This is a genomic window from Sphingosinicella sp., assembly GCF_052387495.1.
Lineage (GTDB): Bacteria > Pseudomonadota > Alphaproteobacteria > Sphingomonadales > Sphingomonadaceae > Allosphingosinicella.
In genome coordinates, this window is record NZ_JBQTJC010000010.1 from 1 (window position 1) to 10,399 (window position 10,399).

Sequence of the window (10,399 nt, forward strand, 5' to 3'; positions counted from 1 at the left end):
CTGGCGTCAAGGCGCTACAAATGCTGCGCCGCGAACGGTTCGACGCCAGAGTGGGCGCGCTGGACGTCGTGGCCGAGCTCGCCGAGCAGGATTTCAGCGAACTCGCCGACCTCGTCATTGTCCTCGACGAGGAGGATTCGGCCCTGCCGCCGGGAGACAAGCGGGCCGAGCGCTTCCTGGCCGCGCGTCGCCGCGGTCGCGCCACTGCACGGCAGTAGCAAGGTCACGGTCGTGCCTTCGCCGGGCGCGCTGTCAATTCGGACGTCCCCGCCCGATTGCGTCGCGAAGCCGTAGACCTGGCTCAGGCCGAGGCCGGTGCCCTCGCCCGTGCCCTTGGTCGTGAAAAAGGGCTCGATCGCGCGGCCGAGCGTCTCCTCGTCCATGCCAAGCCCGCTGTCGCGGACCGAGATCGCGATCATTCTGCCCTCCAATTCGTCGCAAAGCGCTGTCGCAAGGGTGATATCCCCGCCGTCGGGCATCGCGTCGCGCGCATTGACGGCGACGTTGAGCAAGGCGGATTCGAGCTGCGCCCGGTCGGCCTCGACCGAGCAGGCGCTCGGGCCGAGCGCGGTGACCACATTAACCCGCTCGCCGAGCGTCCGGTCGAGCAGGTCGACCATGCCGCAGATCAGGTCATTGACGTCGATCACCTCGGGCTGGAGCGGCTGGCGGCGGGCGAAGGCGAGCAATTGTCCGGTCAGCGCGGCGGCGCGCGACGCCGCCTGGACGATCGCCTCGGCGAAGCGCATACGCTTGTCGTCCTTGATTCCCGGCCGGCGTAGCATGTCGGCCGAGCCCTGGATCACGGTGAGCAGATTGTTGAAGTCGTGCGCGATGCCGCCGGTGAGCTGGCCGAGCGCCTGCAGCTTGTGGGCCTGGCGCAGTTCGTCCTCGGCCTTGGCGCGCTCCGCAATCTGAACCTTCAGTTCGGCATTGGCCTGGACGAGCGCGTCGGCGCGTTCCTCGAGCTCGCGATTGGCACGCCTCAGCGCCGCCTGCGCCTGGCTCAGCACGATCACCACGATCACCGCGAGCGCGACCAGCAGGGCAATCAGGAAATAGCGCGAGATGCGGCGCGACAGCGGCTCGCGGTCGATGGCGAGATAGACCGAGCCGATCCGCTCGCTGCCGCTCTCGACTGGCACCGTTGCGGCAATGACGTCGCCGCGAATTCCGTCCTCGATCCGCTCGTTCGGGTTGGCGCCGTCGCGGCCGTAGCCGGCGATCAGTCGCCCCTCGGCATTGTAAATGCCGACGGTGCGGACCTGACGGTTAACCCGGATCGCGTTGACGCCCTCCTGCGCCGCGGCGGCGTCGCCGAAATCGAGCGCGGCGCTGACGCTGGCGGCGAGGATCTCGGCCTGGACCCGAGTCTCCTGCTGCTGGAGGTCGCGATAGGTGGCCTCGTTCTGGACAATCACGCCGACGCCGGCGAGCACCAGCAAGACGACGAAGACAAGGATCGTCGCCGGCGCGTTGCTGCGCTCGGAAAGACGGGCGAGCCGGCCCCTCATGACCGCCTCTGCCGCACGCCGACTGCGAGCGCGAGCAGCCGCGAGCTGATCGTCAACCCGCGCGCCGCCGCCGCCACCTCATCGACGAAAAACCGCACCCGGCCGCGAATGACGGTGAAATGGATCATCCCGCGCTGTGGGCCGGCGCGCGCGTCGGTGACGGTGAGAATGGCATGGTCCCTGAGCGCGAGCAGCAGCCGCCCGGTCTCCTCGGGGCCGGCGCCGCGCACATAGGCGACATGGCAGATCTCGGCACCCTCCGTTCCCGGCAGCCGCCGCACCGTGACGCCGCGCCCGCCGATCAGTTCCGCCGCCGCCGCCTGATCGAGCGTCCGCCCGAACGGGTCGTGGCCGATCACGCAGAGCTGGAAGGGCTCGCGGCCCTCGGGCATCCGCGCCGCCGGCCAGCTCACGTAGCGCGGGAATTTGGGCAGGAAGCCAGCCTTCACCGCCTCCTCGGCCGAATAGGCTGGCCCTGGCCGCGCCGTCGCCGCCAGCCCGTCCTGAGCGGGCACCGGCTGCGGCAGGAGGCACAGGGCGGCCGCAAGCAGGAAGAGGGGGTTACGGGTGCAGGTCAAGCGCAAGCCTCGGCAATCACGGCCCCCGGGGCGCTGCTCTTCGTTGGTGAGGCCGCAAAGGTCTAGCTTTGGGCCGCTTCCTCCCCGGCGCCGGGCCGGGCGCCGCGATCGGCTCGAGCGCGTTGGCCGCCGCCGCGAGCACCGCGGTCCAGGCCGCGATGTTCTGGCGGAGCTGGGCCGGATCGACCTTGTCGAGCGTGTCGTCGGGCGTGTGGTGATAATCGAAATAGCGGGTGCCGTCCTGGTTGAGATCGACCGCCGCCACGCCGGCCGTCGCCCAGGCGCCGAGATCGGCGCCGGCATTGGCGCGGTCGCGGCCGCGGACGATGCCGAGCGGCGCGAGCAGCGCCTGGATGCGGCTGCCGAGGTCGGCGTTGGCCGGGGTGAAATTGGTGGCGAACCGCCACACCCGGTCGGCGCCGAAATCGGATTCGACGACGAGCACGACATTGCCGTCGCCCCGGTGTCGCTCGAAATAGGCGGTGCCGCCGAACACGCCGACCTCTTCTGCCCCGAACAGGACGATGCGGATCGTCCGCCGCGGCTGGCCCGCCTGCATGATCCGGTGCGCGGCAGCGGTGGTGATCGCGACCCCGGCGGCATTGTCGATCGCGCCTGTGCCGAGATCCCAGCTGTCGAGATGGCCACCGATCACGATCACGCCGGCTTGCGGGTCGCTCCCCGGAACCTCGGCGACCACGTTGCCCGATTGGCGCTGGCCGATGTTGCGCGGGGTGAGAACGAGCCGCATCCGCACCGGCCGCTCGCCTGCGCGGGCGAGGATGCGTTGGAGCTGCTCGGCGTCGGGAATCGAGAGCGCCCCTGCGGGGATCGGACGGACGCCGTCGGCCCAGTTCTGCACGCCGGTATGCGGGTTGCGGTGATAATCGGTGCCGATCGAGCGGATCACGATTCCGACCGCGCCCTTGCGGCTGGCGAGGCTCGGCCCGGCGCGGCGCGGCGCGCCGAACGGGCCGTAGCCGGACCCGTCCTGATTGGCCTGCATGTTGTGGGTGATGAAGACGATCCGCCCGCGCACCGTCTCGTCGGGCGCCGCCTCGAGCGCCGCGACGCTGTCGAAATGGACGACCTCCGCCTCGATCCCGCGCGCCGGGGTCGCCCCGCTATTGCCGAGCGCGGTGATCGCGAGCGGCTGGGGGAAGGGCGCGACGATCTCGGCCCGCTCCTCGCCGCGCACCCAGACCTCCATCTCGAACGGCTCGACATGGACGTTGGAAAAGCCCAATTCGGTCAGCCGCCGCACCGCCCACTCCCGCGCGCGTCCCTCCGCCTCGGTCCCGGCCAGACGCGGGCCGACCTCGGTGGTCAGGCTTTCGAGCAGCTCCCAGGCAAGCGTGTCCCCGCTCAGCGCGGCATCGCGCATCGCGGCGGCCTGATCGGCGGCGGGCTGGGCGAAAGCTAGGGAGGGAAGGGCGAGGACGAGCAGAAGCAGTTTTTTCATGGGAACGCCGCCTAGCCGCTGCGCTGCCCGGGTGACAAGCCAACAGTGCGCCGCTAGGTGGGCGCCAATCCTGTCAGCATCACACCCAATGGAGACCGCGCCGCCATGGCCCGCCAGTACAGCTACGTCATGCAGCACATGACCAAGACCTTCCCGGGCGCCCCCAAGCCCGTGCTCAACGATGTCAGCCTGCAATTCTATTCCGACGCCAAGATCGGCATCGTCGGCCCAAACGGCTCGGGCAAATCGACCCTGATGAAGATCATGGCGGGCCGCGACACCGAATTTTCCGGCGAGGCCTGGCCGGGCGAGGGGATCCGCGTCGGCTATCTCGAGCAGGAGCCGCAGCTCGATCCAAGCAAGAGCGTGATGGAGAATGTCCGCGAGGGCGTCCGCCCCGTCGCCGATCTGGTCGACCGCTACAATGCGATCGTCGCCGAGATGAGCGAGGAGGGCGCCGATTTCGACGCCCTCGGCGCCGAGATGGGCGATCTCCAGGAAAAGATCGACGCGGTCGACGGCTGGACGCTCGACAACCAGCTCGAAATCGCGATGGACGCGCTGCGCTGCCCGCCCGGCGACGCCTCGGTCGACAACCTCTCCGGCGGCGAGAAGCGCCGGGTCGCGCTGACCCGGCTGCTACTCGAAAAGCCGGACATCCTGCTGCTCGACGAGCCGACCAACCATCTCGACGCCGAAAGCGTCCAATGGCTGGAAAAGCACCTCGTCGACTATCCCGGCAACGTCATCCTCGTCACCCACGACCGCTACTTCCTCGACAATGTCGTGAACTGGGTGCTCGAGCTCGACCGCGGCCGCTACTACGTCTACGAATCAAATTATTCCGGCTATTTGGAGAAGAAAGCTAAGAGGCTGGAGCAGGAGGAGCGCGAGGAGCAGGGCAAGCAGAAGGCGATCAACGACGAGCTCGAATGGATCCGCCGCTCGCCCAAGGCCCGCCAGGCCAAATCCAAGGCCCGCATCCGCGCCTTCGACGAATTGGTCGAGGCGCAGGAGAACCGCACCCCGGGTAAGGCCGCGATCCTGATCCAGGTGCCCGAGCGGCTCGGCGGCAACGTCATCGACGTCGACAATGTCTCAAAGGCCTATGGCGACAAATTGCTGTTCGACGAACTGAGCTTCTCGCTCCCGCCGGGCGGCATCGTCGGTGTGATCGGCCCGAACGGTGCCGGCAAGACCACCCTGTTCCGGCTGATCACCGGCCAGGAAGAACCGGATTCGGGCGAGATCAAGATCGGTCCGACCGTGCATCTCGGCTATGTCGATCAGTCGCGCGATCATCTGAGCCCGAACAAGAATGTTTGGGAGGAGATTTCGGACGGGCTCGACATCTTCCGCTTCGGCAAGCACGAGCTCGGCACCCGGGCCTATGTCGGCGCCTTCAACTTCAAGGGGCCGGACCAGCAGAAGAAGGTCGGCCAGCTCTCCGGCGGCGAGCGCAACCGCGTCCACCTCGCCAAGATGCTCAAGGAAGGCGGCAACGTCCTCCTGCTCGACGAGCCGACCAACGATCTCGACGTCGAGACCCTGCGCGCGCTCGAGGAGGCGCTCGAGAATTTCGCCGGCTGTGCCGTGATCATCAGCCACGACCGCTTCTTCCTCGACCGCCTCGCCACCCACATCCTCGCCTTCGAGGGCGACAGCCACGTCGAATGGTTCGAAGGCAATTTCGAGGCCTATGAGGAGGACAAGCGGCGGCGTTTGGGGCCCGAAGCGGACCGCCCGCACCGGGTGACCTACCGGAAGCTGACGCGCTAACGCGCGATTACCATCCCGCGAACGGCATCGAATTCGTCATGCCGGGCTTGACCCGGCATCTGCCTTATCTTTTCCTCGGTTTTGGGAAGACGGGCGGACCCCAGCTCAAGGCCGGGGTGACTATCTGGATGAGCATGGCTTTCGTCATCCCGTGCCTTGAGCCGGGATCCGCCTGCAGCTTGAGCGGCAGCGGATCGAAGCCAAGGTCCTCGGCGAGATCGCGCCAACTCGGGTTGCGCTCGGCAATCAGGTCGTATTTCCACGCCCTCGGCCAGCGCTTGATCCGCCTCTCTCGCAGGATCGCCGATTCCATCGTCTCGTGAATCTCGAACCATACCAGCCGCTTGATCCCGTATCGCCGGGTGAATCCGCGCACGGCACCTTCCCGGTGCTGCCAAATCCGACCGGGCAGATCGGAGGTGACGCCGGTATAGAGGGTGCTGTGGGACGCTCGCGCCAGGATGTAGACGCAGGGTTGCCGATCCATCGCCGGACCGAAGGACAAGGCGGATGCCGGGTCAAGCCCGGCATGACGACCGACAATGCGTCCGGCCCCGGGTGCGCCGTCGCCTACGGGACACTCGCGCGCGCGTCCTTCACAGCGGAAAATCGTAGCGGATGAAGCCTTTCCAGCGCGCGATCCGGTCGTAGAGCGCGCGGGCAGGGACATTGTCTTCCTTGGTCAGCCAGTAGAATTTGGCGGCGCCTCGCGCGCGAGCGGCGCCGGCGACCGCCTCGATCAGGGCGGTAGCCACGCCTTTGCCGCGCGCGTCCTCTGCCGTGAACAGGTCCTGCAGGTAGCAGCAGTCGGGCGACCAGGTCTGGGCGTGGAAGAGGTAATGGGCGATGCCGGCCAGACGGCCGTCGAGGCGCGCGCCGATGCCGTGAATCTCCTCGCCGGCGCGCAGCCGCCGCCAGACGCGGTCATAATCCTCATCCGGAAGAACCGTCTCGTAGAACGCCTTGTAGCCGCGGGCGAGCGCCTCCCATTCGGCGCGGTCCTCCTCTCCCAGCGGCGCGACCGCGACCCGGACCGCGCTCATTCGTCGCCGCGGCCGCTGACTTCGCCGCCGAGGCGGAAGCTGGCGAGCACGGCGGCGAGCGTGCCCGTCTCGCCGACATCCTCGGCCCGGGCGACCTCATTGGTGCGGCTGGTGGCGATGCTGATGATCGAGACGCCGCGCGTCGCCCCGGGCGGGAGCAGGACGTCGCCGCGGCCGAAGACCTGCGCCGGCGCGCCGCCGCTGACGCCCGGCGCGGTCGCGGTGAAGCGCCAGTTCAGCGTCTCCTGCCCGGCGACCCGGTCGGTGCCGACCGAGACGACGCGATAATTCTGGAAATTGCGGCCGAATTGCTCGGCGAACTGGGGAAGGGAGCCTTCGAGGTCGCGCCGGTCGGCCGCCGCATCGCCGCTGCCATAGGCATAGCCGACATGGACCGCGAAGGGCTCGTAGCCGTCGAGCAGGGGCGCCGCGACTCGCACGAAGTTCTGCGCAGTACCGTCATTGGGCTGCGCCGTGATCGACCAGCTGGTGGGGTAGTCGAACGAGAAATCGACATAATATTGCTGCAGCGGGGCCGAGCGGGCGGTGTCGCGCGAATTGACGAAGGTCCGCGTCGCGGCGGGCGCCGAGGTCGAGACATTGCCCCTGACCTGGCCGACGCTGACATTATCCGCGGTGAAGGAAACTTCGCAGCCTGCAAGGCAGGTCGCCGCGACCGCGAGCATTGCGCATCCGCGCATGATCACCCCCCGATTGGCAATGTCCGGGATCCGTTAGCATGAATAAGAGGTGCGCGGCAAAGCCACGCTTTAGTTGCGCAGGTTGCGCGCCTTTTCCTCATATTCGGCGGCCATCGCGCTCAGCGTCTCGACCGTGCGCGTGTCGGTCAGCGACTGGGCGAGGCGGCGGCAGCGCGCCGCCTGGACGTCGAGCGCCTCGGCCTGGCGCCGGTCGGTGACGTCGACAAGCAGGTTGACCGCGCCGGTCAGCGCGCCGTCGACATCGAAGATGGGGGTGGGATGGGGGAGGAACATGACGCGGGTGCCGTCGGGCCGCTCGGCCACCGCGACGACGTTACGGACGGGCCGCGCCTCGCGGATCGCGACCGCCATCGGGCAGCAATCGTGCGGGAGTTGGTCGCCTTGCTCGGTGTAGAGCCGCCAGGTGACGCACCATCGGTCCTGCCCGGGGACCGGCGTACGCCCGACGAAGTCGATGCAGGCGCTGTTGAACGAGGTCACCCAGCCCTCGGCGTCGGTGACGTAGATCGGCGCGTCCAGCGTTTCTAGCGTCTCGCCCAGCGCTTCATGACCGTTGGACGCCGCGGCCAGCACCGCGGCCAGCATTTCGTCGGTCGATTGCCCCCGCCCAAGCTCGCGGACGATTGCGCGCGGTGCGTCCATGTCGGTCCTTGCCCCCATACGAATCCTGCTTAACGCAGATCAGGTTCGGCGGTTCCGCGCATGGGACGAACGGAGTGCCTCTGTTACTCCTGCGCGGCTTTCCCGCTTCCGGCGGCCCTCCGCTCGGCCTCGCTTTCCTCGAAGGTGCGCACGACGTGCGCCGGCGGCGGCGTGCCGAGCAGGCTGACCAGGATCGCGGTCGCGCCGCAGAGGAGGAAGCCGGGGACGATCTCGTAAAGGATCGAGCTCAAGACCGCGCCGCCGTCGAGCACCGGCGCATAGATCCAGAACAGCACGGTGGCGGCGCCGACAAGGATGCCGGCGAGCGCACCGTTGCGGGTCAGCCTTTTCCAGGTAAGCGCCAGGATGACGATCGGCCCGAAGGCCGCGCCGAAGCCCGCCCAGGCATTGGCGACCAGGCCGAGGATGGTATTCTCCGGATCATAGGCCAGCCAGATTGCGACCAAGGCGACGATCAGGACGCAGATGCGCCCGACCGTCACCAGCTCGCGCTGGCTCGCCCCGCGCCGCCAATAGATGCGGTAGAAATCCTCGGTGAGCGAGGAAGAGGAGACGAGCAGCTGCGAGGAGATCGTGCTCATGATCGCGGCGAGCAGGGCGGCGAGCAGGAAGCCGGTGATCAGCGGATCGAACAGGACGTCGGCAAGCAGGATGAAAATCGTCTCGGGGTCTTCGAGCGGCGTGCCGGTGCGCGCGACATAGGTCGCGCCGATCAGCCCGGTCGCGACCGCGCCGACCAAAGCGACGCCCATCCAGGTCATGCCGATATTGCGCATCGCGGGGACATCGCGGACCGAGCGCACCGCCATGAAGCGCACGATGATGTGCGGCTGGCCGAAATAGCCGAGGCCCCAGGCGAGCGAGGAGACGATCGCGAGGAAAGTCATGTTCGCCATCATGTCGAACGCGCCGGGATTGGCCGCGACGAGCGCGCCGGTGAACTCCCAGTCGAGCTGGCCGAAAGCGACGGCTGGGAGCAGCACCAAAGCGACGAACATGATGCAGCCCTGGACGAAATCGGTGAGGCTGACCGCGAGGAAGCCGCCGAACAGGGTATAGGCGACGACCACGCCGGCGGTGAGCCAGAGCCCGAGCGCATAATCGGCGCCGAACGCGCTTTCGAACAATTTGCCGCCCGAGACGATGCCGGCCGAGGTGTAGAGCGTGAAGAAGATGATGATCACGACCGAGGCGATGACGCGCAGCGCATGGCTCCTGTCGTCGAAGCGCTTCTCGAAATATTCGGGGATGGTGATCGCGTCGCCGGTATACTCGGTGTGGACGCGCAGCCGCGGCGCGACGATCAGGTAATTGGCGAAGGCGCCGACGAAGAGGCCGATCGCGATCCAGGTCGCGCTCAGCCCCGCGACGAAGGCCGCGCCGGGCAGGCCGAGCAGCAGCCAGCCCGACATGTCGGAGGCGCCGGCGGAAAGCGCCGCGACCGCCGGGCTGAGCTTGCGTCCGCCGAGCAGATACCCGTTGATGTCGTCGGTCGATTTCCACCAGGCCCACAGGCCGATGCCGAGCATCGCGACGAAATAGACGCCCAGCGAGACGATCGCCCCGGTCTCCATGTCATTCTCCGTTCTTGGCTGCCCGCCGCTTCCAGCATATCGAGGACGCGGACGCAAATCGGCGGAACGGGACGCAAGCATGCTGAAACGGATTTTGATTGTCGTGGCGCTCGCGCTGTTCGGAGCGACGGCTCAGGCCCAACCGCCGCAGGCGCTCCCGCGCGTGGCGCTGGAGACCGATGCGGGCCGGATCGTCCTCGAACTCGACACGGCGCGTGCGCCCATCACCGCCGGCAATTTCCTGCGCTATGTCGATGGCCGGCGCCTCGACGGGACCGAATTCTACCGGGCGATGCGCACCGGCGAAGGCGCCGGCCTGATCCAGGGCGGGGTGCGCGATCCGCGTCGGCTGTTCCCGCCGATCGCGCACGAGCCGACCAGCGAGACCGGCCTCTCCCATGTCGACGGCGCGCTCTCGGTGCCCCGCTTCGCGCCGGGCAGCGCGCAGGGCGACTTCACGATCATGGTCGGCCCGCAAGTCTATCTCGACGCCGGTCCCGCTTCGGCGAGCGGCGACGGCCTCGGCTATGCCGTGTTCGGCCGCGTCGTCGAGGGCATGGACGTGGCCCGGCGCATCCTCGCCGCGCCGACCTCGCCGACCGAAGGGGAGGGCGTGATGCGCGGCCAGATGCTTTTCCCGCGCATCCGCGTCGTTACCGCGCGCCGGCTGGACTAGGGGTCTAAGTGCCCTCTGACCAAGTCATCATCTTGGCGCCGGCGAGCGCCTCGGTCGCCTTGCTTTCCTCGATCGGGGTCATCTTCGACGAGCCGGTGATCGCGCCCATTTCGAAGAGGACGTGGATCACCTGGTTGCGCCCTTCCGCGACGGTCACGTCGAGCGCGGACTCGGTCGATTTGCCGCCGCGCGCCATGCGGACGTCGACGCGATAAGTGCCGGGATCGAGTTCGGCCATCAGGAAATGGCCGGAGCGGATTTGCCCCTTGAGGCGGCCGTCGATCGCCACGTTCATGCCCTGGATCGCGGCGGCGAAGCCTCGGCGGATGACGTAGATCCGCCCCTTGCCGGGCGACGGGCGCAAAGCGAGGGCGTCAGCCTCGGCGGC

11 protein-coding genes are annotated in these 10,399 nt (G+C 68.1%); 2 read left to right on the top strand and 9 right to left on the bottom strand.

The window, feature by feature from the left end; genetic code table 11:
• Positions 1-14: 14 nt before the first annotated feature.
• The 3 genes from ACT4N8_RS00775 to ACT4N8_RS00785 are packed head-to-tail and all read right to left on the bottom strand — an operon-like array spanning position 15 to position 3,554.
• On the bottom strand, positions 15-1,514 hold the full coding sequence (locus ACT4N8_RS00775; protein ID WP_444856227.1) for an ATP-binding protein: 1,500 nt from the start codon (positions 1,512-1,514) through the stop codon (positions 15-17).
• Positions 1,511-2,092: a YfiR family protein gene (locus ACT4N8_RS00780; protein ID WP_444856228.1), complete on the bottom strand. Its 582-nt coding sequence runs from the start codon at positions 2,090-2,092 to the stop codon at positions 1,511-1,513. Before ACT4N8_RS00780 ends, ACT4N8_RS00775 begins: the two co-directional genes overlap by 4 nt.
• A gap of 16 nt (positions 2,093-2,108) precedes the next feature.
• Positions 2,109-3,554 (bottom strand): M20/M25/M40 family metallo-hydrolase, encoded by a 1,446-nt coding sequence (locus tag ACT4N8_RS00785; protein ID WP_444856229.1) that lies wholly within the window; start codon positions 3,552-3,554, stop codon positions 2,109-2,111.
• 105 nt (positions 3,555-3,659) lie between these two features.
• Here ACT4N8_RS00785 and ettA point away from each other — a divergent pair, with 105 nt between their 5' ends.
• On the top strand, positions 3,660-5,333 hold the full coding sequence (ettA, locus tag ACT4N8_RS00790) for an energy-dependent translational throttle protein EttA (protein ID WP_444856230.1): 1,674 nt from the start codon (positions 3,660-3,662) through the stop codon (positions 5,331-5,333).
• Positions 5,334-5,397: 64 nt separating this feature from the next.
• On the opposite strand, the gene ACT4N8_RS00795 is transcribed toward ettA, so the two are convergent.
• The 5 genes from ACT4N8_RS00795 to putP all read right to left on the bottom strand — a co-directional run bounded on the left by ACT4N8_RS00795 (position 5,398) and on the right by putP (position 9,335).
• Positions 5,398-5,838: a GIY-YIG nuclease family protein gene (locus tag ACT4N8_RS00795; protein ID WP_444856231.1), complete on the bottom strand. Its 441-nt coding sequence runs from the start codon at positions 5,836-5,838 to the stop codon at positions 5,398-5,400.
• 91 nt (positions 5,839-5,929) lie between these two features.
• Positions 5,930-6,376, bottom strand: coding sequence for a GNAT family N-acetyltransferase (locus ACT4N8_RS00800; RefSeq protein WP_444856232.1), 447 nt, complete (start codon positions 6,374-6,376; stop codon positions 5,930-5,932).
• On the bottom strand, positions 6,373-7,077 hold the full coding sequence (locus ACT4N8_RS00805) for a hypothetical protein (protein WP_444856233.1): 705 nt from the start codon (positions 7,075-7,077) through the stop codon (positions 6,373-6,375). The genes ACT4N8_RS00800 and ACT4N8_RS00805 overlap by 4 nt, the downstream gene beginning before the upstream one ends.
• Before the next feature lie 69 nt (positions 7,078-7,146).
• Positions 7,147-7,740 carry a PAS domain S-box protein gene (locus tag ACT4N8_RS00810; protein ID WP_444856234.1) on the bottom strand — a complete coding sequence of 198 codons (594 nt, stop codon included), beginning with the start codon at positions 7,738-7,740 and terminating at the stop codon, positions 7,147-7,149.
• 83 nt (positions 7,741-7,823) lie between these two features.
• The gene (gene putP / locus ACT4N8_RS00815) at positions 7,824-9,335 is read right to left on the bottom strand and encodes a sodium/proline symporter PutP (protein WP_444856235.1); all 1,512 of its coding nucleotides are present in this window, start codon (positions 9,333-9,335) and stop codon (positions 7,824-7,826) included.
• Between the two features lie 79 nt (positions 9,336-9,414).
• On the opposite strand from putP, the gene ACT4N8_RS00820 reads away from it, so the two are divergent.
• On the top strand, positions 9,415-10,011 hold the full coding sequence (locus ACT4N8_RS00820; RefSeq protein ID WP_444856236.1) for a peptidylprolyl isomerase: 597 nt from the start codon (positions 9,415-9,417) through the stop codon (positions 10,009-10,011).
• A gap of 4 nt (positions 10,012-10,015) precedes the next feature.
• On the opposite strand, the gene ACT4N8_RS00825 is transcribed toward ACT4N8_RS00820, so the two are convergent.
• The coding region (locus ACT4N8_RS00825) for a DUF2846 domain-containing protein (RefSeq protein ID WP_444856237.1) at positions 10,016-10,399 on the bottom strand (384 nt) is incomplete at its 5' end.

Bases quoted from the DNA above. Each gene is read 5' to 3' on its own strand.
- ACT4N8_RS00775 (WP_444856227.1), bottom strand. From the start codon at position 1,514: ATGAGGGGCCGGCTCGCCCGTCTTTCCGAGCGCAGCAACGCGCCGGCG.
- ACT4N8_RS00785 (WP_444856229.1), bottom strand. From the start codon at position 3,554: ATGAAAAAACTGCTTCTGCTCGTCCTCGCCCTTCCCTCCCTAGCTTTC.
- ettA (WP_444856230.1), top strand. From the start codon at position 3,660: ATGGCCCGCCAGTACAGCTACGTCATGCAGCACATGACCAAGACCTTC.
- ACT4N8_RS00800 (WP_444856232.1), bottom strand. From the start codon at position 6,376: ATGAGCGCGGTCCGGGTCGCGGTCGCGCCGCTGGGAGAGGAGGACCGC.
- ACT4N8_RS00805 (WP_444856233.1), bottom strand. From the start codon at position 7,077: ATGCGCGGATGCGCAATGCTCGCGGTCGCGGCGACCTGCCTTGCAGGC.
- ACT4N8_RS00810 (WP_444856234.1), bottom strand. From the start codon at position 7,740: ATGGACGCACCGCGCGCAATCGTCCGCGAGCTTGGGCGGGGGCAATCG.
- putP (WP_444856235.1), bottom strand. From the start codon at position 9,335: ATGGAGACCGGGGCGATCGTCTCGCTGGGCGTCTATTTCGTCGCGATG.
- ACT4N8_RS00820 (WP_444856236.1), top strand. From the start codon at position 9,415: ATGCTGAAACGGATTTTGATTGTCGTGGCGCTCGCGCTGTTCGGAGCG.